Annotated in this window: 23 protein-coding genes; 15 read left to right on the top strand and 8 right to left on the bottom strand. The window is 34.3% G+C overall.

The genetic code is table 11. The annotated features are described in order from the left end of the window. Positions 1-34: 34 nt before the first annotated feature. Both BUB25_RS06230 and BUB25_RS06225 read right to left on the bottom strand, forming a co-directional pair. Positions 35-325, bottom strand: a complete 291-nt coding sequence (locus BUB25_RS06230) for a hypothetical protein (protein WP_072941855.1) — start codon at positions 323-325, stop codon at positions 35-37. Positions 326-458: 133 nt separating this feature from the next. Continuing rightward, positions 459-938 (bottom strand): Dps family protein, encoded by a 480-nt coding sequence (locus BUB25_RS06225; protein WP_072941852.1) that lies wholly within the window; start codon positions 936-938, stop codon positions 459-461. A gap of 95 nt (positions 939-1,033) precedes the next feature. Between BUB25_RS06225 and BUB25_RS06220 the strand changes: the two genes are divergently transcribed. After that, positions 1,034-1,975, top strand: a complete 942-nt coding sequence (locus tag BUB25_RS06220) for a LysR substrate-binding domain-containing protein (RefSeq protein ID WP_072941848.1) — start codon at positions 1,034-1,036, stop codon at positions 1,973-1,975. A gap of 34 nt (positions 1,976-2,009) precedes the next feature. On the opposite strand, the gene BUB25_RS06215 is transcribed toward BUB25_RS06220, so the two are convergent. Continuing rightward, positions 2,010-2,207 carry a hypothetical protein gene (locus BUB25_RS06215; RefSeq protein ID WP_072941845.1) on the bottom strand — a complete coding sequence of 66 codons (198 nt, stop codon included), beginning with the start codon at positions 2,205-2,207 and terminating at the stop codon, positions 2,010-2,012. A 157-nt stretch (positions 2,208-2,364) separates the two neighbouring features. Continuing rightward, positions 2,365-3,030 carry a tRNA (5-methylaminomethyl-2-thiouridine)(34)-methyltransferase MnmC2 gene (gene mnmD / locus BUB25_RS06210; RefSeq protein WP_072941843.1) on the bottom strand — a complete coding sequence of 222 codons (666 nt, stop codon included), beginning with the start codon at positions 3,028-3,030 and terminating at the stop codon, positions 2,365-2,367. Between the two features lie 300 nt (positions 3,031-3,330). On the opposite strand from mnmD, the gene BUB25_RS06205 reads away from it, so the two are divergent. Further along, the gene (locus tag BUB25_RS06205; protein ID WP_072941840.1) at positions 3,331-4,398 is read left to right on the top strand and encodes a branched-chain amino acid aminotransferase; all 1,068 of its coding nucleotides are present in this window, start codon (positions 3,331-3,333) and stop codon (positions 4,396-4,398) included. Between the two features lie 73 nt (positions 4,399-4,471). Here the strand turns inward: BUB25_RS06205 and BUB25_RS06200 are convergent, their stop codons facing one another. Further along, the gene (locus tag BUB25_RS06200) at positions 4,472-4,858 is read right to left on the bottom strand and encodes a pyrophosphohydrolase domain-containing protein (RefSeq protein ID WP_072941837.1); all 387 of its coding nucleotides are present in this window, start codon (positions 4,856-4,858) and stop codon (positions 4,472-4,474) included. A gap of 593 nt (positions 4,859-5,451) precedes the next feature. On the opposite strand from BUB25_RS06200, the gene BUB25_RS06190 reads away from it, so the two are divergent. The 4 genes from BUB25_RS06190 (at position 5,452) to BUB25_RS06175 (ending at position 8,218) form a co-directional block, all read left to right on the top strand. Continuing rightward, positions 5,452-6,651 (top strand): SRPBCC family protein, encoded by a 1,200-nt coding sequence (locus BUB25_RS06190; protein WP_072941832.1) that lies wholly within the window; start codon positions 5,452-5,454, stop codon positions 6,649-6,651. A 63-nt stretch (positions 6,652-6,714) separates the two neighbouring features. Then, positions 6,715-7,254 (top strand): RNA polymerase sigma factor, encoded by a 540-nt coding sequence (locus BUB25_RS06185; protein WP_072942099.1) that lies wholly within the window; start codon positions 6,715-6,717, stop codon positions 7,252-7,254. Positions 7,255-7,287: 33 nt separating this feature from the next. Next, positions 7,288-7,701, top strand: coding sequence for a hypothetical protein (locus BUB25_RS06180; RefSeq protein WP_072941829.1), 414 nt, complete (start codon positions 7,288-7,290; stop codon positions 7,699-7,701). 55 nt (positions 7,702-7,756) lie between these two features. Further along, the gene (locus BUB25_RS06175; RefSeq protein ID WP_072941827.1) at positions 7,757-8,218 is read left to right on the top strand and encodes a sensor of ECF-type sigma factor; all 462 of its coding nucleotides are present in this window, start codon (positions 7,757-7,759) and stop codon (positions 8,216-8,218) included. 57 nt (positions 8,219-8,275) lie between these two features. Here BUB25_RS06175 and BUB25_RS06170 read toward each other — a convergent pair whose 3' ends face one another. Continuing rightward, complete coding sequence (locus BUB25_RS06170; protein WP_072941824.1) at positions 8,276-9,340, bottom strand: WD40/YVTN/BNR-like repeat-containing protein; 1,065 nt, start codon at positions 9,338-9,340, stop codon at positions 8,276-8,278. A 116-nt stretch (positions 9,341-9,456) separates the two neighbouring features. Here BUB25_RS06170 and BUB25_RS06165 point away from each other — a divergent pair, with 116 nt between their 5' ends. The 3 genes from BUB25_RS06165 to BUB25_RS06155 all read left to right on the top strand — a co-directional run bounded on the left by BUB25_RS06165 (position 9,457) and on the right by BUB25_RS06155 (position 14,205). Then, entirely contained in the window at positions 9,457-10,728 is a 1,272-nt protein-coding gene (locus BUB25_RS06165) for a hypothetical protein (protein WP_072941821.1), read from the top strand. A 130-nt stretch (positions 10,729-10,858) separates the two neighbouring features. After that, positions 10,859-12,820 (top strand): KUP/HAK/KT family potassium transporter, encoded by a 1,962-nt coding sequence (locus BUB25_RS06160; protein ID WP_072941818.1) that lies wholly within the window; start codon positions 10,859-10,861, stop codon positions 12,818-12,820. 140 nt (positions 12,821-12,960) lie between these two features. Continuing rightward, positions 12,961-14,205 (top strand): RsmB/NOP family class I SAM-dependent RNA methyltransferase, encoded by a 1,245-nt coding sequence (locus tag BUB25_RS06155; RefSeq protein ID WP_072941815.1) that lies wholly within the window; start codon positions 12,961-12,963, stop codon positions 14,203-14,205. Positions 14,206-14,303: 98 nt separating this feature from the next. Here BUB25_RS06155 and rho read toward each other — a convergent pair whose 3' ends face one another. Next, on the bottom strand, positions 14,304-16,112 hold the full coding sequence (gene rho, locus BUB25_RS06150; RefSeq protein WP_072941811.1) for a transcription termination factor Rho: 1,809 nt from the start codon (positions 16,110-16,112) through the stop codon (positions 14,304-14,306). Between the two features lie 180 nt (positions 16,113-16,292). Here rho and BUB25_RS06145 point away from each other — a divergent pair, with 180 nt between their 5' ends. The 3 genes from BUB25_RS06145 (at position 16,293) to BUB25_RS06135 (ending at position 19,299) form a co-directional block, all read left to right on the top strand. Beyond that, positions 16,293-16,706, top strand: a complete 414-nt coding sequence (locus BUB25_RS06145) for a DUF4293 domain-containing protein (protein WP_072941808.1) — start codon at positions 16,293-16,295, stop codon at positions 16,704-16,706. Between the two features lie 157 nt (positions 16,707-16,863). Continuing rightward, on the top strand, positions 16,864-17,526 hold the full coding sequence (locus BUB25_RS06140; protein WP_072941805.1) for a response regulator: 663 nt from the start codon (positions 16,864-16,866) through the stop codon (positions 17,524-17,526). A 162-nt stretch (positions 17,527-17,688) separates the two neighbouring features. Next, positions 17,689-19,299 (top strand): tetratricopeptide repeat-containing sensor histidine kinase, encoded by a 1,611-nt coding sequence (locus tag BUB25_RS06135; protein ID WP_244533807.1) that lies wholly within the window; start codon positions 17,689-17,691, stop codon positions 19,297-19,299. Here BUB25_RS06135 and BUB25_RS06130 read toward each other — a convergent pair. Further along, positions 19,296-19,793, bottom strand: a complete 498-nt coding sequence (locus BUB25_RS06130; RefSeq protein ID WP_072941799.1) for a metallophosphoesterase family protein — start codon at positions 19,791-19,793, stop codon at positions 19,296-19,298. The genes BUB25_RS06135 and BUB25_RS06130 overlap by 4 nt on opposite strands. A gap of 152 nt (positions 19,794-19,945) precedes the next feature. Between BUB25_RS06130 and truA the strand changes: the two genes are divergently transcribed. From truA to lpdA, 3 genes are all read left to right on the top strand, one after another. Then, entirely contained in the window at positions 19,946-20,722 is a 777-nt protein-coding gene (truA, locus tag BUB25_RS06125) for a tRNA pseudouridine(38-40) synthase TruA (protein WP_072941796.1), read from the top strand. 101 nt (positions 20,723-20,823) lie between these two features. Continuing rightward, entirely contained in the window at positions 20,824-22,578 is a 1,755-nt protein-coding gene (locus BUB25_RS06120) for an ABC transporter ATP-binding protein (RefSeq protein WP_072941793.1), read from the top strand. Between the two features lie 259 nt (positions 22,579-22,837). Continuing rightward, positions 22,838-24,226, top strand: coding sequence for a dihydrolipoyl dehydrogenase (lpdA, locus tag BUB25_RS06115; protein ID WP_072941789.1), 1,389 nt, complete (start codon positions 22,838-22,840; stop codon positions 24,224-24,226). The last annotated feature ends 101 nt before the right edge of the window (positions 24,227-24,327 follow it).

The following is a 24,327-nucleotide window of genomic DNA, read 5'->3' as shown; positions in this document are numbered from 1 at the left end:
CAGAAATTTAAATTTTAAAATTTAATCGAAAATATTATGCGAAATTAGGTGGAGGTGAAAAAATGGATGCCGAAACATTATCGTGCTTCGATAAGTTCTCAGAATGAATTAAACTAGATTTGTTTATTTTCCCATCGTTGAAACCAATGTAAGATGAATTGTTGTCGTAAACAAAACTCTTAATCTCTTTATGGGTATGATGTTCCTCTTCGGATAAGTTAAAAAACATAGAAGTGTCGCAAGACTTTTCTATCACAGTCACAATTGCTGGCGTGGATAAAAAGGCTAGAAATAAGAATAAAAAAAGACTTGCTATTATTTTCATTGGGGCAAAAATAGACGTAAAAGCATAAAATCAAAAAAAAGTTATAAAAATTTTAAAAAAAATTAACATAGCTAAAATGAAACAGAATGTTAACTATCTATCATTCTGTTCCCTATGATTACCTTAAGAAATTCTAAATTCCCTCTTCTAACCACGATTGCATCATCCAAATAGTTTTTTCCTGTTCTCCAATAAAATCACTTAGCATCGAGCTTGTTCCTTCATCATTTATCGCTGTAGCTGCATTAAAAACTGTCCTTTCAATAATCAAAAGATGCGACAGCGAATTCACAATCAAATGAATAGCCTTCTCGTCCTTGAAAATATTTTTACCAATGGTAATCGTACTGTTTTCCAAATAATCTTCAAAAGTATGCAATGGAACTCCTCCTAAAGTAAGAACTCGCTCGGCGATCAAATCTATTTTCAATTGGGAATCATTATACAATTCCTCAAACTTAAGGTGTAAATCAAAGAAACGCTTGCCCTTAATATTCCAGTGAATTCCTCTCAAATTTTGATAATATACCTGATAATTTGACAACAACACATTCAATTCATTTACAATCGATTGTGATGCTTCTACTGGTAATCCTAAAATATTTGTCTTCATAATTGTTACTTTTTTTCAAAAATACCAAAGAAAAACAGCTTTTAAACTATAAATTAAATTGATTGTTTTTATATTTACATCATAAAATACTATATATGACCATTACACAATTAAAATACGTGCTGGCTGTAGCAGAGCATAAAAATTTTACCCTTGCCGCCGAAAAATGTTTTGTCACTCAACCCACGTTGAGCATGCAAATTCAAAAAATAGAAGAAGAATTAAGTATCTTAATATTTGACCGATCCAAAAAACCAATCCAACTTACCGAAATTGGTCAAAAAATCGTGAATCAAGCAAAAAACATCGTTAATGAAGCCGATCGCATCCAAGATATTGTAGAACAGCAAAAAGGCTTCATTGGAGGCGAATTTAGACTGGGCATTATTCCAACAGTCATGCCTACTCTATTGCCGATGTTCTTGAATAATTTTATTAAAAAATACCCTAAAGTAAAACTCATTATCGAAGAGTTGAACACTGAAGAGATCATTGCAAGGCTTAACAACGGTCATCTGGATGCAGCCATAGCTGCAACTCCATTGATGGAAGAAAAAATCAAAGAAATTGTTTTATATTTTGAACCATTTGTCGCCTATATTCCCGAAGGACATCAGCATTTCAAAAAAGAGGAAATCGAAATTGAGGATTTAAATTTAGACGAAATATTATTGTTACAGGACGGTCATTGCTTTAGAGACAGCATCCTTAATTTGTGCAAACAAAACACCACAAAAGATTTGAATCATTTTCGAATAGAAAGCGGAAGCTTTGAAACCTTAATAAAACTAGCCGACGAAGGATTAGGAACAACTCTCTTACCCTACTTGCACACTTTGGATTTAAAAGAATCTGACAAAAGAAAACTGCGCCATTTTAAGGAACCCAAACCGGCTCGTGAAATAAGCCTGCTTTTTCCAAAAAATGAATTAAAAATACAAATTATTGACGCCCTAAGAAGCACCATTGCCGGAGTTATAAAAGGAGCCATTGTCTTTCAAAATGTACAAATTATAAGTCCGATTCAAAAGAAATAAAAAAAGGAACCGAGAGGTTCCTTTTTTTTATAATTTATACTTTAACCAGCACTAAACACTGCTTTAATTCCGGTTTTTCGATTATAAAAGTTGACAACCATTCATTCAACTGTTCCATTTCGTAAGGCAACAAGGTCTTAATGGCTTTTTCTAATTCCTTACAAAAAAGTGTCGGATCAAAACTTACTCTTTCCAGTATTGATTTAGTGTAATCAAACATAATTTTCGACATAATAAAATAAGAGATTTAGGTTAGTATTTTATTTAAACTTTCTGTAAAAATACATCTTTTACAACATACTAATACATATTTAACGTTCAATTATGAATTATATTTCATACAAAAAAGACGATTTTCACTTTAAACCTTATAACATCCTAATATTAAATCAAATAGATTTTGTAGCCCGAAACATTTCCCTTTTTCCCGGTGGTCCAGCCATTTTTTCAACTGTGAAACCCGCCTCAATCATACTTCTTTTAATCACACCTCTAGCTGCATAAGTAACCAGAACTCCTTTATCCTTTAAGGCAGCAAACATTTTAGAAAAAATAGCAGTGCTCCATAACTCGGGCTGTACGCGATAGCCAAAAGCATCAAAATAAATCAGATCAAACGTATCTAAGTCATTAATTTCTGCAAAAAATTGCTTTCTTTTGGTTACAGAAAAATGATTACTCAAATCTACTTTTTCATCCCAATTGCATTTGTGCATTTTTTCGAAAACTGCTGCCTCAGCTTTGGCTCCCAATTCTTCGACATAATTCATTGAACCTAATTCTTCTGCCGAAATTGGATAGGCTTCTACCCCAACATAATTAATGGATTGGTTCATCTTCCTTGCTTCCAAAAAAGTGATGAATGCGTTTAATCCCGTTCCAAATCCGATTTCCAAGATAGAAACCTCTTTATTTTGAAATAAGGAAAGTCCGTTTTTGATAAAAACATGCTGCGCTTCTTGAATCGCACCATGTTTAGAATGATAGCATTCGTCCCATTCTTTTATGTGAATTGTGGTCGAACCATCATGAGTTTGTATAATTTCTCTTTGCAAAATGCTTATTTTGAGGGTATTTAGGAATCAGATTAATTTCAAGTTGTCAAAATTAGACAAAAAAACATATAATTAATTTAAAAACAACTCTAATTTATTACACATCCTATAGAAAATATCTCGATTTGATCCATTTTTTAATATATAAATAAAAGATGTTTAAAGACAACAATTAATGTTGTTTTATCAAAGATTGAATAAGTTTTTATTTAATTTTGCATCAATTAAACTTCATTTGATAAAATAAATGATTATTTAGTTTTTTTTCTAATCCAAAAAAAGTAAAAACAATACCTAATTATGAGTGCAACTCAAACCAACAAAATTGACATTACTAAAGCAGCTACTTCAAAAATAAATGAAGTAGATTTTGAAAAATTAAGCTTTGGAGCAGTATTTACAGACCATATGTTAGAATGTGATTTCACCAATGGAGAGTGGCAAACGCCGGTCATCAAACCATATGCTCCTTTCTTAGCCGATCCGTCAATGAGAGTTTTTCATTATGGTCAAGCCATTTTTGAAGGTATGAAAGCTTACAAAGATGACAATAGCGACATTTGGCTTTTCAGACCAGATGAAAACTACAATCGCTTCAATAAATCAGCAGTGAGAATGGCTATGCCTGAAGTTCCGGAAAATGTATTTATGGATGGATTGAGTCAATTATTGAAAATTGATCAGGAATGGGTAAAAAAAGGAAAAGGAAATGCCATGTACATCAGACCCTTTATGATTGCTACCGGTACCGGTGTAATTGCAAATCCGTCTGATGATTATAAATTCATGATTATCTTATCTCCAGTAACTTCTTATTATTCTGGAGATGTAAAAGTAGTGATCGCTGAACACTTTAGTAGAGCCGCAAATGGAGGAATTGGAGCCGCAAAAGCCGCAGGTAATTATGCCGCTCAATTTTATCCAACTACATTAGCTAATAAAGAAGGTTTCCAACAGGTAATTTGGACTGATGATGCAACTCATACAAAACTGGAAGAAGCGGGAACAATGAACGTTTTCTTTAGAATTAACGACACTTTACTTACTGCTCCTACCAGCGAGAGAATTCTTGACGGTGTGACCAGAAAAACGCTTATCGACTTAGCAAAAAGCGAAGGTATCAATGTGGAAGTTCGTTCAGTTCTAGTATCTGAATTAGTTGAAGCTGCTGAAAATGGAAGTTTGAAAGAAATCTTTGGTGCAGGAACAGCTGCGGTTATAAGCCCAATTTCTGGTTTTTCATACAAAGAGACTTACCATGAATTGCCAAAAATAGAAAATGCAATGGCAACACAACTTAAAGACAAGTTAACAAATATTCAAAATAAATTAGCCGAAGATACTTTTGGCTGGACTGTTAAAATATAACTTACTAATTATATATTCCTTTAAAAATCCCATTTGTCACGAATGGGATTTTTTTTTTAAATTTAAAAGAAATCTACAACTCTAATATCTTTGAAAAATCAGGTTTAAAATAATTAGGTCCTTTCATCACTTTACCATCCTCACGATATATGGGATTGCCGTCTTCTCCGAGCTTACTCATATTACTGCGTTGAATTTCATCAAAAACAGCTTCAATTTTATGCTGTAATCCATGTTCAATAATAGTTCCGCAAAGGATGTACATCATATCACCCAAAGCATCGGCAATTTCGACTAAATCATTGTTTTGTACTGCTTCTAGATACTCCTCGTTTTCTTCTTTCATCAAATGATAACGAAGGGTCTTTTTAGTTGCACCCAAATCAGCAATTGGGGTTTCACTATGTCCTATTTTAAATGCAGTATGAAATTCCTTAACTGAATCGATTTGTTTTTGCATGATTATTATTTGTTAAATGAAAAGGCAAATTAGTAACTATTCTTAAACAATTGACTATTTTTGTAAAAAAAATTAGACTATGTTTAGCCAAGGACAATTGATATTTGCACTCTGTTTTTTTGTTGCTTTTGTTATCGCAATCATTTTTTCTTACCGTAAGGACATCAAAATACACCGAGTTTTCTACAAAGGAAACCAAAAAGTACTGCTAGGTTTCATTATTTTTATCGGAATTTTATTTTTGATAAAAATATTTTTCAAACGCTAGTTTTTTTATTCCACAGCAAAGAATTTAACATTCATTTAAAAACAGCTACAAATTGTCTTTTTTTTGATTCAAAAAAAGCTAAAATGAAAACATCGACATTATCTTAAAAGCTATAATTCAAACAATTATAGCTCCAATTGTTTTTTTTTATTACTTTCATTCTAAATCATACAATAGCAGAAGTTTCCATTACTATTGCTTCTAGCAATTATTTTCCAGAATCTGACCTTCGATGAGGCAGCGCAAACTTTAGCATATTTTTTTATGATTCGTCTTACATATTAATAAAAATTCTAACTTTACGACAGAAAATAACGAATGCATTATGAGGATTTTAAAATATATATTTCTTTTACTATTATTAAGTTTAGTAGCACTAACCATCTTTATTGCTACCCAAAAAGGAGATTATACAATCGAAAGAAGTAAAATTATAAATTCTCCTAAATCTGCTGTATTCAATTACGTAAATGATTATAGAAACTGGGCAGACTTCATTTCCTGGACAACCGAAGACCCTGAAGCAAAAATAAATTATTCCGAAAACACGATTGGAAAAGGAGCTTCCTTCTCTTGGGAAGGCAAAGAAAGCAACGGTGAAATTCGCACCCTTAATGTGAAAGAAAACGAAGATATTTCACAAAAAATGGATTCCGAAGGAACCACTTCTTCAATCAACTGGACATTTAAAGACACCCTAGGCGGTACAAAAGTAACTTGGAAAACAAAAGGAAAAATGAGCTTTTTCCTAAAAGTATATACCGCTTTAAATGGCGGAGCTGATAAAGTTATTGGTACTATTTATGAAAAAACACTCATCAATTTAGACAAGGCGCTCGTTTATGAAATAAATACCTTTGCTATAAAAGAAAACGGAATAGTTACAAAACCATTAAGTTTCTATTTATGTCAAACTTTCACCAGTGAAATAGCCAAAATCAACAAGAATTTTAAAATTGTCATTCCTAAAATCACTGATTTTTGCAAGGACAACAATATCGCAATGGCAGGAAAACCTTTTATCCTTTACCATACTTATGATCCCCAAAAAGGATTGGCAAAAATCTCTATAGGTGTCCCTATTCAAAGTGAAATTTTCATTACTGCAGGAAGTGACATTGAATCTGGAAAACTAGAAGCCTTTGAAGCGGTCAAAACCACTCTTAGCGGCGATTATTCGCATCTAAAAAAAGCCCTAAACAAATCTGTTGATTATATTCAAAAGAACCAAATTAATCGCAATCCTTTGTTTTCGCACCTTGAAATTTATACCAATGGCAAAGACGACACAAAGAAACCTTCTGAATGGCTTACTGAAATTTTTATACCAATAATACCTAAAATAATCCCAATAAAAGCTGCAAACCAAGTCGTTCCAGCATACAACGAAATCAACGAAGACCCAACGACTACTGATCCAAACTCAGTGGAAGCTGTAAAAAAGAACAAACCGGTTCTAAAAAGTAGTGAACCTAAAAAAGTAGCAACCCCAAAAATTAAAGAAGAAGGACAATCCGAATTTTAATTCTTTTTAAAGCTTGGATTAAACCTATTGAAAGAATTCCATTCTAATTACAAAATAGTAGCTTTGCCAGAAGAAGAATTTATTCAACTGTTATTAAATCCAAAAACGCAAAATGAAGCGTTTCAAAAGCTCTTGTTTACCTATCAAAAACCACTCTACAATCACATTCGTAACATTGTCTTGAACCACGATGATACTGATGATGTCTTGCAAAATACCTTTATCAAGGTATTCCAACATCTAAAAAACTTTAAAGGAGAAAGTAAATTATTCTCTTGGATGTATCGCATTGCCACAAATGAAGCTCTGAGCTTTTTAAATCAAAAAGCCAAAAAAAACGGAATTTCATCCGAGACATTGCAGAACAAAGCCATCGATAATCTAAAATCAGATCCGTATTTTGACGGAAATGAAATTCAAATAAAATTGCACAAAGCAATTATAGCCCTGCCCGAAAAACAACAGCTGATCTTTAAAATGAAATATTTTGAAGAGCTGAAGTATGAGGAAATATCAGAAATTCTTGGAACCTCAGTGGGAGCCTTGAAAGCATCTTACCATATTGCCGTAAAAAAAATAGAAGCCTTTGTAACGGCAGATTAAACCTTTTGTCCATAATTAAGTCTAACATACGTTATGAAAACATTTAAATTAGAAAACGAGCCCAAAATTGAATCTGGATTTAGCACTCCAAACCATTATTTTGAAAATTTTTCAGAAAGAATGATGCTACAATTACCTGAAGAAGAACCAAAGGTAATTTCGTTTTTTCAAAAAAGAAAAAGAATACTAATGATGGTAGCTGCAGTTTTAGTTATTGCGCTTTTAATTCCTCAAATCAATCGTTCTTTAAGAACTTCCAAAGAATTAGACGCAACTACTATCGAAAATTACTTAAGCTATCAATCGAACATGAATCAATATGATTTGATCAATGCTTTGGATACTGAAGACATAAACAATATGCAAGCAACAGTTGCACTAGAAGACAAAACCATTGAAGATATTCTAGCCACTAATGCTAATCTAGAGCAACTTATATTAGAATAAATCGCAACAAAGTATTTTTTTTACTTTGAATCTAAAACAATAAATACAATTAAAAATGAACTTTAAAAAAATTCTGCCCATACTCTTACTATTGACTTCCTTTAATTTTTATGCTCAAAGCGAAAGAATGAAAGAAAAGAAAGAACAGGTTAGAGCCTTGAAAATAGCTTTTTTAACCACTGAACTAGAAATGACTACTACTGAGTCTGAAAGGTTTTGGCCTATTTACAATCGTTTTGACGATAAGCAATTTGAGATAAGACATCAAAAAATGAGAGCTTACATGAGCCAAATGGGCGATGATGCCCTAAACAGTATGAGCGATAAGGATGCCCGATTGTTATTAACGCAAATAGAAAGTACGGATGAAGAATTATTTTTATTGCGAAAAAAATTCATGCGGGATATAAAACCTGTTCTATCTGCGGTAAAAATTCTAAAACTAAAAAAAGCTGAAGAAGATTTTAATCGAAAATTGTTACATCAATACAGAAACCGAACTACCAAAAAAGAGTAATTATTATTCAAAATACCTAAAAAGCCCAGCCCAATACAACGTATGGTGTTGGGCTTTTTATTTAAAAAACTGAATTCGAATCATTTTATCTTTCCCAGCGGCAATTGCGGTATGATTGTTTATAAATCGAATTGTAAAAATATTGGGATCAACAGCTAATTGTTTCCAAGATTTTCCACCATCATAGGAATAATAAAGTCCACTGGCTCCTACACTTACTAATGATTTCCCATCGCTACCGGGAATATATTGCACACAGGAAGCATAGCCAAAGCCCTCATTTTCTGCGATCAATTTCCATGTTTTTCCTCCATCTGAAGTAATGGCTTTGTTGCCAAAATTTTGATTTGGTAATTCATAATCTCCTCCCGCCACAAATCCATTTTTGGAATCATAAAAATCGGCGGTAAAAATTCCGGTCATCGTTTTTCCTTGTATTATAGGAGTTGCAAATACGTCCCAGTTATTCCCTTTATCAGCAGAATGAAAAACTCTCGATTTTTTTCCACCAGAAACAATCCAAACATTATTTCCTTTTATCACGATATTAGTATTACTTGCCGCAAAAGCCGCCTCACCTTCAATAATTTCGGGAAGCTTACTGGACGGGATTTTATTCCAAGTATTCCCGCCGTCTCTTGTAATAATTATTGACAAACAATCTTCAACTGGATCGCCTATAGCAATCCCTTCTTTTTCATTCCAAAATTGCATACTATCATAAAATACTTTTTCATTATTCTCCTGATATACTAGAGTTGTAGCCCAATTCTTCTTAGACACTTTATACAACAAAGCCGGATTAGCGACACTTAACATAAAAATATTTTTAGGCGTTTGAACAATACTCCTAAACTCTAATTTCAAGCTATCATTTGCAATACGCCTTTCATTTCTGATTTTCTTTTGCATATCATAAAAACCAAATCGGGATCCATTTGCCGCATACCAAATTTTATTTCCATCAATTGCGATAGCTCTAATACTGATATTATCCTGAAAAAGCGTATCGATCTGAACCGATTTAAAAATAGTCTTATTCTTATTTTCGTTTTCATTTCTAATTGTTTTACAAGAATTTAAAAAAAACACCGTTAGAAATAGCAAAAAAAAAGTTCTCATTGTTATCAATTTATTCGAGGCTAATTTACAATTAAATACAAGAAAACCGTTTGATCTTAAAATTTATTGGCACAGTAATTGGATATTCCAAATTATCATACTTAAATACACCTATTATGAAAACTAAAATACTATTCCTAAGCCTTGTAACCTCCATTTTTGCGAGTCAGGCACAAGCACAAAATAGCACCAGAGTAAATGCTATGAGCGATGAAATTAGTGATAATTTAGATCTTAGAGCCGTTGCCGATATTTTTGGAGATTCCAGAGATCTACAAGATTTTGAGAGACGTCTAAACGATCCAAAACTCCAAATTTCAAATTTAGATTTGAATGACGACGACGAAGTAGACTATCTTCGTGTTATCGAAACGGTAGAAAAAAACACCCATGTTATCATTGTTCAATCTGTTCTTGATCGTGATGTATACCAAGACGTAGCGACAATAGAAGTAGAAAAAGACCGCAACAACAGAATTCAGATCCAGATTGTAGGAAACGAATACATGTATGGTTCTAATTATATATACGAACCCGTATATTATAGAACTCCTGTAATTTACGCTTCTTTTTGGTCTTACAATTACCGTCCCTATGTTTCAAACTGGTATTGGAATTACTACCCATCTTACTATTATGCATGGAATCCATATCCTGTTTACAGATACAGATCTAACATCAGTATTTCTTTAAACATAAACAACAACTATAATTATGTAAACTATAGAAGAAGTAATCGCGCGCCCATTTTATACAGTTCCCGTCGATCTAATGGCTACGAGAGACAACGTCCTGACTACAGCTTTTCAAGAAGAAACAACAACATTGCCAATCGTTATGAACTAGATCAAAGAAGAACTACCAGATATAGTAGCACGAGAAACAATACAGATTATTCTAGAAACAGAACTTATTCTAACAGAGAGACAGCAAACAGGCGAACAGAAAATCAAAGAGACTATTCTCAAAATAGAGTAAACTCTTCCAGAGAATCTGCTCCTCAAAGAACAGAAACACAAAGAGACTATTCTCAAAACAGAGTAAATCCTTCCAGAGAAGCTGCTCCTCAAAGAACAGAGACACAAAGAGACTATTCACAAAACAGGGTAAACTCTTCCAGAGAAGCTGCTCCTCAAAGAGCAGAAACACAAAGAGACTATTCACAAAACAGAGCGAATCCTTCTAGAGAATCTGCTCCGCAAAGAACAGAACCACAAAGAAACAATTCTCAAAACAGAGTAAATCCTTCCAGAGAAGCTGCTCCGCAAAGAGCAGCAGCAGAAAGAGATTTTTCTCAAAACAGAGCTACACCTCCAAGACAATCTGCTCCACAAAGAACAGAATCAAGAAGAGAAAATCAATCTGGAGACAACAACAGAAGATCATAAAAACTGCATGAATTTAATGATTTTAAACACGGCCCATTGGCCGTGTTTTTTTTAAGATTGTATTTTTCAAAATAAACAAGTCTTATTTAGTTAAAAAGAGTAAATTTGACGAGTTTTTTAAAAATATTACATGAGCACTTCGCATAAAAACCTGCATTCAAAATTAACATTAGGTGGACTATTAATATCATTAGGAATAATTTACGGAGATATTGGGACTTCTCCCTTATATGTTATGAAAGCCATACTTGGTGATCATATCATAAATGCAGATGTAGTTTTAGGAGGGATTTCAGCTGTGTTTTGGACACTTACCCTACAAACCACTATCAAATACGTGGTCATTACCCTGAGTGCTGATAATCATGGCGAAGGAGGTATTTTTGCTTTGTACGCCTTAGTCAAGAAAACTAAAATAAAATGGCTCATTGTCCCCGCAATTATTGGAGGAAGTGCCTTACTGGCCGATGGAATCATTACGCCTCCCATTTCAGTTTCATCTGCCGTGGAAGGAATTAAAACTTATTATCCCCAAATAAACACTATACCCATTGTAATTGGTATTTTGTTTGTTCTTTTTACCATCCAACAATTTGGATCAAAATTAGTAGGGAAATTTTTTGCTCCCATGATGCTTATTTGGTTTAGCATGTTAGGAATATTAGGGCTTTTACAAATTATAAAATCCCCTGAAGTCTTTAAAGCCTTTAATCCTTACTACGCCTACCATTTATTGTCGATTCATCCGGATGGCTTCTTTGTATTGGGTTTTGTATTTCTGTGTACCACAGGTGCTGAAGCCCTATATTCTGACATGGGACATTGCGGACGAAAAAACATAAGAATAAGCTGGATGTTTGTAAAAACAACTTTAGTCCTTAATTATTTTGGACAAGCGGCTTATCTAATCCACCATGAAGGATCAACCTTACAAAGTTTAGGCGGAAAAAATGGCAATCCATTCTATCTGATTATGGCCGATTGGTTTCAACCTATAGGAATTGTAATTGCGACACTGGCTGCCGTTATTGCTTCTCAGGCACTTATCAGCGGATCCTTTACATTAATAAATGAGGCGATGCGATTGAATTTTTGGCCAAAAGTAAAAATTAAATATCCGACAGAATTAAAAGGGCAGCTGTATATCCCTTCGATAAACTGGTTGCTTTTCTTTGGCTGTGTTGGAATTGTTTTACACTTTGAAGAATCCGGAAATATGGAACATGCCTATGGATTGGCAATCATTTTATGTATGATTATGACAACTATTTTGCTCAATTTCTACTTGATTATGAAAAGAGTAAAATTATATTTTATTGTCCCTTTAATTACCATTTATCTTGCTATCGAGTTGAGCTTTTTAGCTGCTAATATCACTAAATTTTCAGAAGGAGGCTATGTAACCTTAATTATTGCCATCCTTTTAATTTCAGTAATGACAATATGGTATTTAGCCAAGAAAATTAGTAAGAGTTACACCAAAATTGTAAAAATACAAGACTACAAAAAAGTATTAATGGAACTAAGCGCCGACTTAAGCATTCCAAAATACGCAACTCATCTCGTGTACATGACCAATGCGAATCGCATAGATGAAATTGAAGAAAAAGTGATGTACTCTATTTTACAAAAAAGACCCAAAAGAGCTGATTTGTACTGGTTTGTACACGTAAATATCTTGAGCGAACCTTACAAAACAGAATACAAAGTAACCGAAATCATCAAAGACGATTTATATCGTGTAGACTTCAACTTAGGATTTAGAGAACCTACCAAGATTAGCCTAATGTTCAAAGAAGTAATCAAAGACATGGTGAAAAAGGGAGAAGTTGATATCACCAGCCGTTACGAATCTTTAAACAAGAACAATATAATAGGCGATTTCAAATTTGTATTATCTGAAAAATTCCTTTCAAATGACAGCGATTTAAGATGGCACGAAAAAATAATTATGAATTCGTATTTCTTTATTAAGAAATTAAGTTTATCCGAAGAAGGAGCTTTTGGTCTGGACAGCAGTTCGGTAAAAATTGAGAAATTCCCAATGGTTCTTCATCCGCCGGAAAACATTGGTTTAACCAGAATAAAATAGATTATTTTGAACCTATAAATAAAAGAAAAACACTGTTTTAAGCAGTGTTTTTTTTATGGATAAAATATAAAACCAACATTCATTATTAAAAATTTAACTTTCAACCAATTAATAGTACCTTTGCACCTCAATTATTTAAAATGAGATTACACAGAAATTTAGTTTATACCACTATTGATTCTTTAAATGCGATATTTAACGAAGGAGAGTATGCCGATAAAGTGGTTGCAAGAGCCTTAAAAAAAGACAAGCGCTGGGGAAGTTCAGACAGAAAGTTTGTTGCCGAAACCATTTACGAAATTGTAAGATGGAAAAGATTATATGCCGAAATTGCCGAAGTAAGAGAACCCTTTGACAGAGACAATCTTTGGAGAATGTTTGCAGTATGGGCAGTTTTACGAGGCTATACTATTCCGGATTGGCGTCAACTGGAAGGAACACCAGAACGAAAAATAAAAGGTAGATTTGATGAACTTTCAAAAGTGAGAGCGCTAAGAGAATCTATTCCAGACTGGATGGACGAATTAGGTGTAAAAGAACTGGGAGAAAAAGTTTGGTCAACTGAAATTGCCGCCCAAAACCAACCCGCTAAAGTAATCCTTAGAGTAAATACCCTTAAAACAACCAAAGAAACGTTAAGAGCAATCTTAATGGATTTGGACATCGAAACGGACTATTTAAAAAATCAGCCTGATGCTTTAGTACTAAAAGAAAGAGCCAATGTTTTCATGACTGATGCTTTCAAACAAGGTTTCTTTGAAGTACAGGATGCCAATTCACAACTCGTAGCTGCTTTTCTTGATGTTAAGCCTGGTATGCGTGTAGTGGATACTTGCGCCGGTGCTGGTGGAAAAACCTTGCATATCGCCGCTTTGATGGAAAACAAAGGGCAATTGATAGCCATGGATTTGTACGAAAGTAAATTAAAGCAGTTAAAAATAAGAGCCAAAAGAGATGGCGCCTTTAATATTGAATATCGTATTATTGATACTACAAAGGTGATTAAAAAACTGCACGAAAAAGCTGATCGTGTATTGATTGATGCTCCATGTAGCGGTTTAGGTGTTCTTAAAAGAAACCCTGATGCCAAATGGAAACTAAAACCTGAATTTATTGATAATATCCGTAAGGTACAATCTGAAGTATTAGAAAGCTATTCCAAAATTGTAAAACCAGGAGGCAAATTAGTATATGCCACTTGTTCCGTTTTACCTTCCGAAAATCAAGAACAGGTTGCCCGTTTTTTGACTACTGACATTGGAAAACAATTCAATTTCATAAAAGACCAAAAAATCCTGGCTTCAGAATCTGGTTTTGATGGTTTTTACATGGCTTTATTAGAACGTAAAGAAAGCTTGGAACCGAAAAAAGAAAAAAGAGACTAAAATTAACTTTAGCTCCAGAACACAAAAAAATCCTCGATATTCGAGGATTTTTTTATGCGCTTTATCTATGTTCGTTATTCTATTCTCTTTTAATCTTCCTAATCATTCATAGAAATTAAAAACTCATCATTATTTCTTGTTTTCTTAAAACGATCATTGATGAAGTCCATGGCTTCTACCGGATTCATATCCGAAAGGTATTTTCTCATAATCCACATGCGTTGCAATGTTTTTTGATCCAATAACATGTCATCACGTCTGGTACTTGAAGAAGTCAAATCAATTGCAGGGAAGATACGTTTATTGGCAATTTTTCGATCCAATTGCAATTCCATATTACCGGTACCTTTAAATTCTTCAAAAATAACTTCATCCATTTTGGAACCAGTTTCAGTCAATGCTGTTGCAATAATACTCAATGAACCTCCATTTTCTACGTTACGAGCTGCACCAAAGAAACGCTTAGGTTTTTGCAATGCATTCGCATCCACACCACCACTCAATACTTTACCGGAAGCGGGTTGCACCGTGTTATATGCTCTTGCTAAACGCGTAATGGAATCCAAAAGAATCACTACATCATGACCACATTCTACTAATCGTTTTGCTTTTTCAAGCACAATATTAGCGATTTTAACGTGTTCTTGCGGCTCCCTGTCAAAAGTAGAAGCAATCACTTCACCACGTACAGAACGCTGCATATCAGTCACCTCTTCCGGTCGCTCATCAATCAATAAAACAATAAGATATACTTCAGGATGATTTGCGGCAATAGCATTGGCTATTTCTTTCAGCAACATCGTCTTACCCGTTTTAGGTTGGGCTACAATCATTCCGCGTTGCCCTTTCCCTATTGGTGAAAACAAATCAATAATTCGTGTTGAAATCGTGCTTTGCTTTTCGGCTAACTTAAATTTTTCAGATGGAAAAACAGGGGTTAAATGTTCGAATGAAACTCGGTCTCGCACCACTTGAGGGTCATGTCCGTTAATTTTTAAAACTCGAACCAGCGGGAAAAATTTCTCCCCTTCTTTTGGAGGCCTCACCACTCCTTTTACCGTATCTCCGGTTTTTAGACCAAATAATCTAATTTGTGAAGTCGATAAATAAATATCATCAGGGGAAGCTAAATAATTATAATCCGATGAGCGCAAGAAACCATAACCATCAGGCATCATTTCAAGAACACCTTCGCTTTCTATGATTCCATCAAATTCAAAATCGGAATCCCTAAAATTATTTTTTTTATTTTTAAAGTTGGGATTTTGATTCTGGTTTTGATTTTGATTCTGCTTATTCAACTGGTTAGCATCATCAGTTCTCTTTCGATCGTGTGGATTTATTTTTTTGTTAGGCACAATCGCTTCTGTAGTGGGAACAATTGTACTTTCTACAACTATCTCTTTATCTGATACTCCTCCATTATCTGCAACCGCTTCCTTTTCGTTCTCTTTATCCTTTTTTAAGGCAATTTTCTTTTCGTAAGCTGACTTGTTGAATTTAATAACTTTAGCCGCTTTTTTCTCAACTGGAGTTATTGTTTCTGGCGCTGCTGCATCTGGGATTAACTCTGAGGCTGTTTCTGCTGCCGAAAAATCTAATTCCTGAGGAACATCAGCACTACTCTCAATTGACTTTTCTTCCTTTATAACAACTGGAGCTGTTTTGTTTTTTTGGATAACTGCTTTTTTAACCGGTACAATTCGAGCTCTTTTAGGTTTCGATTCCTCAGCATCAGCTTCGGGTTTAGTTTCTGGTTTAGGTGCTAGGTGATTAGCTTGATGCTCTAAAATCTGACCGATTAAGGTCTCTTTTTTTACACCGTTAAATTTTATGGTTTTAGCTGCCTTAGCTATTTCTTGGAGCTCAGCAAGCTTCATTTCTTTTAATGCAGAAATATCAAACATGAATGTTCTTGAGTTAAATTAATTTGGAAATACTCTAAAAGATAGGTAGTAAATAATTATTATGAATTGACCGCAGTATGAAGTGCTTACGGTATTGTGTTGCAATAATACGAATAAAATTTAACGATACAATAGTATTTTAAAAAAAGAAAATATATTTTTGTCTATCAAATAGAAAAAATGATACAAAGAATTCAAACCATATATTTACTGCTGGCATTTGTAGTTACCGGGATATTACCCTTTTTATTTCCTTTATGGACGATGAGCAACGCTAAGGATTATTACTTTGCTCAAAGCCCAATTTATGTTATATTACTGGGTTTAAGCACAACGCTGGCTTTAGTGAGTATAATTTCGTTTAAAAAAAGACAACTTCAATTTGTATTAGGCAGATTGAATATCATATTAAATTTAATTTTATTAGGCTTATTTGTATATCGTTCACTAAACTTATCTGGAGAGACAGTAGTTGTCTCTGAGAAAGGTATTGGGATGTTTCTACCTATCTTGGCTATCGTATTATTAGTTTTGGCTAATAAGGCCATCAAGAAGGATGAAGATCTTGTAAAATCTGTGGACAGATTGAGGTAAACCTATAAACATTAGTTTATTAGTGCGAAGAGAACCCGAACCTAAGCGTTCGGGTTTTTTTGTGAAATAATCTCAACTTTTATTTAAAAAATAAAAAATCTTATAAATGAGTAGTTACTCTATTTTTTTTATAATTTTGGACAAAGCACCTTGAAAAATGACAAAAAAAATACGTATACACCTTGCTGATGATCACCAAGTGCTTATTGATGGAATGAGAACCCTGTTGCAAACTATTTCTAACTTTGAGATTGTTGGCTTCTCCTTAGACGGCAGTACTCTTTTTGAAGAAGTTACAAACAATAAAGCAGATATTCTTATTCTGGATATCAGCATGCCAAAAAAAGATGGCATTGAAGTCATCAAAGAATTTGCACGAAACGGATTCCCATGCAAAGTCATTATTCTTTCCAGTTATGATGATTTAAAAATCATAAAAGAAGTTATGAAACTGGGCGCCAGTGCCTACTTGACAAAGCAATGTGCAGGCGAAAACATTGTAGAAGCTATTCAGGCGGTTTCGAATGGGGAAGAATATTTTAGCAATTTAGTTCGGGAAAAAATATTCGATACCGCAACCAAAGACATCATAAAATTAAACAAGCAAAAGCCTAATATTAATTCGCTATTAACGGAAAGAGAACTTGAAATCATCACTTTAATTGCCTTAGAATACAGTGGTAAAGAAATAAGTGAACAGTTATTCATCAGTACCAATACCGTTGAAACGCACCGCAAGAACATCATAAAAAAGTTAAACGCAAAGAACACCATCAGTCTGGTTAAATTTGCAATTAAAAATAATTTGATTAAATCCTAAATCAAAGAATAGCAAAAAAAGCATTACAATAAACCACAGTTTTGTTTTCTAACAGTCTACTTCCATTTTATGTTTCAAAAAAAAATTTTTTTATGTCTTTTGCTATTACTAAGTATTTTTAGTAACAATGTCTTTTCTCACAGCAAAGCACCACCCAAAAAAGTGATTGTCAAACTCACTCAAGACGCGACTAAGCTCATGCATGAGGAAAATTATGAGAAGTCCCTGGTTAAAGCAAGACTAGCTTTAAAATATGCCATTCTCATCAAAGACGATGTCTTGATCGCTTCTTGCTACAATACCATTGCCGCAAATTTTGATGGCATAAGTGAATCCGAAAAAGCGCTCTTTTATTACAAAAAAGCTCTGCTTTACGCCCAAAGAACCAATAGCGATAATCTAAAAAACTGGATTAATAACAACCTAGGAAATATTTATTTTTTTGATAAAAAAGAATATGAGAAAGGAATCTATTACTACAGAAAATCACTGGAATTCAGCACAAAAACAAAGGATTCTGCCCAAATTTATTTCACAAAACTCAATATAGCTTGGGCCTATTTTGATATTGGAAATTTCGACAAAGGACTTCCTTATCTGAATTATATTAACGCCCACAATTCGAAATCAGGAGATGAATCCACTATTGTGGCTTTAAACATGCTTAATGGCATGTATTATTCGCACATAGGCGAGGCTAAAAAAGCGACTGCTTTTTTTGAAGAAGCTATCAAACAAGGAATTAGCGGAGAAGAAAAATCAGATTTATCCTTTAGCCATGAAGAATACGCTAAATTTCTTATGAAAAAAGGCGACTACAAAAAAGCTTATGAAAACTTACTATTATTTAACCAAATAACAAAGGAACTTAACGATGAAGAAAAGCTGAAAAAAGCTAACATTGCCGGAATCAACTTGGAATTAGACGAATACAAAAGAGAAATTGACAATATAGAAACAAAGTACAAATCAGAACAACAATTACTTTTAGAAAAACAGTCTAAGAACAAACAAATCAGTATTATAATTATTTCTATATTACTTCTAGTCATCATTCTGTTTTACTTTTTCTTTCAAAATACAAGACTAAAACAAAAAAACGATCTTAAAGATGTAGAAAGCAAAATTCAATTGAAAATCTTAAACGCATCGATAAGCGGACAAGAAATGGAACGGAAAAAAATTGCTGCCTTTTTACATGACAATATCAGCGCCTTATTATCTTCGGCTGGATTACATCTAAGTGTTTTTTGTGCAAAAAGTCAAATAGTAGAATGTGATGAAATAAAAAAGACCAAAACTATTCTCAGCGATGCTCATGATAAAATACGTGACCTATCGCATCAACTTCTTCCCTCTTTGCTGGTTCGTTTTGGTTTATTTTATGCTCTAAACGACTTATGCGAAAAAAATTCGAATTCCAATATCCATTTCCAATACGCCTCTTCTACCGAAACAAAAAAACGGTATAGTGAAGAATTTGAATTAAAAATGTACTTCATCGTGACAGAACTTTTTAACAACATCATAAAACACAGCCAAGCAAGCCAAGCAAAATTAACCATTGAAGAAGAGAATAACGAATTACACATTCGCATAAAAGACAACGGAAAAGGATTTGACACTACTGAATCTCATATTGCAGAAGGTTTTGGATTAAATAGAATAAGAGCCCGCCTCAACAATATTGATGGCGAAATATCAATTGAATCTACACTAAATTCGGGAACAAATATCTACATAAAAGCACCTTTTTTACAAAATGAATCTTAAACCCTTTTCTCAATTTCAATAATTTCTAAGTTTTTAATTTTATCCCCTTCAATAACAAACCGCAGCATGGTACGAACCTGATGAAAACCACTTTTACCGCAAGCGCCTGGATTCATATGCAACAGATTGTGTTTCTTGTCAAACATTACTTTTAGAATATGAGAATGCCCGCAAATGAATAATTTAGGCGGATTAGCAGTCATTTCAGCCTTTAAAGCAGGATTATACTTTCCCGGATAACCGCCGATATGAGTTATCCAAACATCGACACCTTCACACATAAACCTATTATGCAAAGGGAACTCTAATCGGGCTTGGGCATCATCAATATTCCCATAAACCGCGCGTAAAGGTTTCAGTTTTTTTATGGTTTCAGTCACTGATAAATCACCTATATCACCAGCATGCCAGACTTCATCGGCCTGAGCAACATACTTCAAAATAGTTTCATCAATATGGCTGTGGGTATCGGAAAGAAGTAGTATTTTTTTCAATTACAAATTATAGTTACAAAGATTCATAACCTCAAAGGTACAAAGTGATGCATGAAGTCAACTTCAAAAAATAATAAAAAATTACCGTTCTAAACATTCTAAGTTTTAAACTTTGTAACTTTGCTTCTTTAAAACTTTGCGAAGCTACAACCTTGAGATATTTTATACAATTAGCATATAACGGAACCCAGTACCATGGTTGGCAATACCAACCCAATGCTTCCTCTGTACAAGAAACTCTAAGCAAAGCTTTTTCGGTAATACTAAACGCTGATATCAATCTGATGGGTGCCGGACGTACGGATACAGGAGTTCATGCCAAAAAAATGTATGCGCATTTTGATTTTGAAACTTCTTTTGACATTGAAAAATTAATACACAAACTCAACTCTTTTTTACCAAAAGATATTGTTATTTATGCTATTATTCCCGTTGCCAATGATGCGCACGCTCGTTTTGATGCCACCAAAAGAACTTATGAATACCATATCAACACCTTTAAAGATGCTTTTTCACAAGAGCAAAGTTGGTACTTTCATCAAAAACTGGATATTGATTTGATGAATAAAGCAGCAAAGTTATTATTCAACCATACGGATTTTCAATGTTTTTCAAAAGTAAACACCGATGTTAATACATTTGATTGTACTATTTTTGAAGCCTATTGGACTCAAGGCGGAGCCGAACAGAGCGGAGCTAAACAAGAAAACAACAAGTTAATTTTCACTATTTCGGCTAATAGATTTTTAAGAAACATGGTTCGCGCTATCGTGGGAACCCTTGTAAATGTTGGAATTCACAAGATTACTTTGGAGGATTTCAACACTATTATCGAAAGTAAAAACAGAGATAAAGCCGGATTTTCCGTTCCTGCTCATGGGCTGTATCTCACCGAAATTGAGTACGATTACATAACTAAACAACCCTGACAGCAGTAAAAATTTTTTATATTTTTTCTTTAAAATAGAAAGATTATAGCGATAACAGGATATGAACAAAATGAATTGACGCAGTAAATAGCTCCAAAAAAATGAAAGCAAAAGCATTTGATACTCGTTTATTTAAACGAATTTTACAATATACCAAACCTTACCAATGGCGTTTTAACGGCGTTATCGTCTTTGCCGTTTCCTTATCCGCTTTTGCGGCACTTCGCCCGTATTTATTAAAACAAACCGTTGATGGTTACATCCAAACAGAAGATGCCAATGGACTTTTGTTCTACATCAGTTTAATGGGAATTGTGCTGTTATGCGAAGTGTTTTCGCAATTTTATTTTGTTTTTTGGGCCAACTGGCTCGGACAAGATATTGTAAAAGACATTCGAATTAAATTGTTCCGACACATCTTGAGTTTCAGGATGAAATATTTTGACATGGTGCCCGTAGGTCAGCTAGTTACACGCTCCGTTTCAGATATCGAATCCATTGCACGTATTTTTAGTCAAGGACTATTTATGATTATCAGTGACTTGATGAAGATGGTTGTAGTATTGATTTTTATGTTCTACATGAACTGGAAACTCACTTGGATTGTAATTATCGCCATGCCAATTTTAGTATTTGTCACCCGAATATTCCAACGCAAGATGCAAGTGGCTTTTGAAGAAGTACGAACTCAAATTGCCAATATGAACTCCTTTGTTCAGGAACGCGTTACGGGAATGAAAATAGTACAACTCTTCAATCGTGAAGAAATAGAAGCCGAAAAATTCAAAGAAATCAATGACAAACACAAAAAAGCATGGATAAAAACCATTCTTTACAACTCGATTTTCTTTCCTATTGCCGATATTATTTCGTCTTTGACCTTAGGTTTTATTGTTCTCTATGGCGGAATTAGGATTTTGAACGGAGACAATTTCACCACCTTTGGGGATTTATTTTCATACACCATGTTCATCGCAATGTTGTTTAACCCGTTGCGCCAGATTGCGGATAAGTTCAATGAAATGCAATTGGGAATGATTGCTGCAAACCGTGTTTTTGCCATCATTGACACCCAAGACCAAATTCAGGATAACGGAAAAATAGAAGCCGATGTTTTTCTTGGAAACATCCAATTCAAAGATGTTCGTTTCAGTTATATTCCTGAAGAAGAAGTCATAAAAGGAATCAATCTCGATGTGAAAGCAGGAGAAACCGTCGCTATTGTAGGCTCTACAGGTGCCGGAAAATCGACTATCATCAACTTATTGAATCGTTTTTATGAGATCAATAGCGGAACCATTTGTATTGACAACCAAAATATCGAAGACTATACTTTAGGTTCTTTGCGCAAGCAAATCGCCGTAGTATTACAGGATGTTTTTCTTTTTGCCGATACCATTTTCAATAACATAACGCTAAACAATCCTGAAATAACCCGTGAGGATGTTTTGGCTGCAGCCCAAGAAATAGGCGTTCATGACTTTATTATGAGCTTACCTGATAATTACGATTTTGATGTCAAAGAACGCGGCGTAATGTTATCTTCGGGACAGCGACAATTAATCGCTTTTTTGAGAGCTTATGTCAGCAATCCTAGTATTCTTATATTGGATGAAGCGACCTCATCTATCGATACCTATTCAGAAGAAATGATACAGCGTGCCACAGAAACCATTACACAAGGAAGAACTTCGATTGTCATTGCACACCGATTGGCGACTATTGTCAATGCCGATAAAATTGTAGTTATGGACAAAGGTTTAATAGTAGAACAAGGAACGCATCAGGAATTAATCAATCGGGAAAGTGGCTATTATAAGAACTTGTACGATTCACAATTTTCGGTAGCCAATTAGTTAGCAGTGAATTGTGAATGGTAAATTGGGAATAGAATAGGAATTATTCAAAATCACTAACTTTTCAAGATTCACATCGACTAACAAATCTTTAAATAATTGAATCTTTTAAATTTTCCCGAAACAGAATAAATCCTTAAATTCGCAAACTCAATTAATTTAGAAAATCTTATATAAAATGAAATGAGCTTTTGCCAGCCGAGTTTACAAATAGGCGAAGCAATTCCATTTTTAAATTTAAAAAAATAAATATAAAAAAATGAAATACGATATCATTGTTTTAGGAAGTGGTCCAGGCGGATATGTAACTGCCATTAGAGCGTCACAATTAGGCTTTAAAGTAGCCGTAATTGAAAAAGAAAACTTAGGTGGTGTATGCCTAAACTGGGGATGTATCCCAACCAAGGCTTTACTAAAATCAGCTCAAGTTTTTGATTATCTAAAACATGCCTCTGATTATGGTTTGACTGTTTCTTCTTTTGACAAAGATTTCCCAGCCGTGGTACAACGCAGCCGTGGTGTTGCTGAAGGAATGAGCAAAGGAGTTCAATTCCTGATGAAAAAAAACAAAATCGACGTAATTGATGGTTTTGGAAAACTAAAACCAGGCAAAAAAGTTGATGTTACTGATAAAGACAACAAAGTAACAGAATACAGCGCCGATCATATTATTGTAGCTACCGGAGCACGTTCGCGTGAGTTGCCAAACTTGCCTCAGGACGGCGTAAAAGTGATTGGTTACAGACAAGCAATGACTTTGCCTACGCAACCAAAATCGATGATCATTGTTGGTTCCGGAGCCATTGGCGTAGAATTTGCTCATTTTTACAATTCAATGGGAACTGAGGTAACTATTGTGGAATTCATGCCAAATATTGTTCCTGTTGAAGACGAAGACATTTCGAAACAAATGGAACGCTCGATGAAAAAAGCGGGAGTAAAAATCATGACTAACTCTTCTGTAGAAAGAATTGACACTACAGGAGCAGGCGTTAAAGCATTTGTAAAAACAGCCAAAGGAGAAGAAGTATTGGAAGCTGATATTATTCTTTCGGCTGTAGGAATCAAAACCAATATTGAAAACATAGGTCTGGAAGAAGTGGGAATTGCCACTGACAGAGATAAAATCCTTGTAAACGCATACAACCAAACTAATGTTCCGGGTTATTACGCCATTGGTGACGTAACTCCGGGGCAAGCACTAGCACACGTGGCTTCTGCCGAAGGAATCAACTGTGTGGAGAAAATTGCAGGTATGCATGTAGAGCCTATCGATTACGGAAACGTTCCGGGTTGTACTTATGCTACTCCTGAAATCGCTTCAGTAGGTTTGACAGAAAAACAAGCCAAAGAAAAAGGGTACGAATTAAAAATTGGAAAATTCCCATTCTCAGCTTCTGGAAAAGCCAAAGCTGCCGGAACACCAGACGGATTTGTAAAAGTTATTTTTGATGCCAAATATGGCGAATGGTTAGGATGTCACATGATAGGTGCCGGAGTTACTGATATGATTGCTGAGGCAGTTGTAGCTCGTAAACTGGAAACTACAGGACATGAAATCCTTAAGGCCATTCATCCTCACCCAACCATGAGTGAAGCTGTTATGGAAGCTGTAGCCGATGCTTATGGTGAAGTAATACACCTATAAAGATTGACACATGCAGAGATGAACTGCGGTTCATCTCTACAGAATAAAAAATCCGATTTGCAAAAGCAAATCGGATTTTTTTATGTGACAAACCTTTTTAA

The sequence above is a fragment of the Flavobacterium granuli genome (assembly GCF_900129705.1).
GTDB lineage: Bacteria > Bacteroidota > Bacteroidia > Flavobacteriales > Flavobacteriaceae > Flavobacterium > Flavobacterium granuli.
The sequence above is the reverse complement of the archived record's forward strand: the minus strand, read 5'-3'. Positions and strand labels throughout refer to the sequence as shown.

What these genes read in the sequence shown, in the direction of transcription:
- BUB25_RS06230 (WP_072941855.1), bottom strand. Translation starts at nt 325, where the DNA reads ATGAAAATAATAGCAAGTCTTTTTTTATTCTTATTTCTAGCCTTTTTA.
- BUB25_RS06225 (WP_072941852.1), bottom strand. Translation starts at nt 938, where the DNA reads ATGAAGACAAATATTTTAGGATTACCAGTAGAAGCATCACAATCGATT.
- BUB25_RS06220 (WP_072941848.1), top strand. Translation starts at nt 1,034, where the DNA reads ATGACCATTACACAATTAAAATACGTGCTGGCTGTAGCAGAGCATAAA.
- BUB25_RS06215 (WP_072941845.1), bottom strand. Translation starts at nt 2,207, where the DNA reads ATGTCGAAAATTATGTTTGATTACACTAAATCAATACTGGAAAGAGTA.
- BUB25_RS06205 (WP_072941840.1), top strand. Translation starts at nt 3,331, where the DNA reads ATGAGTGCAACTCAAACCAACAAAATTGACATTACTAAAGCAGCTACT.
- BUB25_RS06200 (WP_072941837.1), bottom strand. Translation starts at nt 4,858, where the DNA reads ATGCAAAAACAAATCGATTCAGTTAAGGAATTTCATACTGCATTTAAA.
- BUB25_RS06190 (WP_072941832.1), top strand. Translation starts at nt 5,452, where the DNA reads ATGAGGATTTTAAAATATATATTTCTTTTACTATTATTAAGTTTAGTA.
- BUB25_RS06180 (WP_072941829.1), top strand. Translation starts at nt 7,288, where the DNA reads ATGAAAACATTTAAATTAGAAAACGAGCCCAAAATTGAATCTGGATTT.
- BUB25_RS06175 (WP_072941827.1), top strand. Translation starts at nt 7,757, where the DNA reads ATGAACTTTAAAAAAATTCTGCCCATACTCTTACTATTGACTTCCTTT.
- BUB25_RS06170 (WP_072941824.1), bottom strand. Translation starts at nt 9,340, where the DNA reads ATGAGAACTTTTTTTTTGCTATTTCTAACGGTGTTTTTTTTAAATTCT.
- BUB25_RS06165 (WP_072941821.1), top strand. Translation starts at nt 9,457, where the DNA reads ATGAAAACTAAAATACTATTCCTAAGCCTTGTAACCTCCATTTTTGCG.
- BUB25_RS06160 (WP_072941818.1), top strand. Translation starts at nt 10,859, where the DNA reads ATGAGCACTTCGCATAAAAACCTGCATTCAAAATTAACATTAGGTGGA.
- BUB25_RS06155 (WP_072941815.1), top strand. Translation starts at nt 12,961, where the DNA reads ATGAGATTACACAGAAATTTAGTTTATACCACTATTGATTCTTTAAAT.
- rho (WP_072941811.1), bottom strand. Translation starts at nt 16,112, where the DNA reads ATGTTTGATATTTCTGCATTAAAAGAAATGAAGCTTGCTGAGCTCCAA.
- BUB25_RS06145 (WP_072941808.1), top strand. Translation starts at nt 16,293, where the DNA reads ATGATACAAAGAATTCAAACCATATATTTACTGCTGGCATTTGTAGTT.
- BUB25_RS06140 (WP_072941805.1), top strand. Translation starts at nt 16,864, where the DNA reads ATGACAAAAAAAATACGTATACACCTTGCTGATGATCACCAAGTGCTT.
- BUB25_RS06120 (WP_072941793.1), top strand. Translation starts at nt 20,824, where the DNA reads ATGAAAGCAAAAGCATTTGATACTCGTTTATTTAAACGAATTTTACAA.
- lpdA (WP_072941789.1), top strand. Translation starts at nt 22,838, where the DNA reads ATGAAATACGATATCATTGTTTTAGGAAGTGGTCCAGGCGGATATGTA.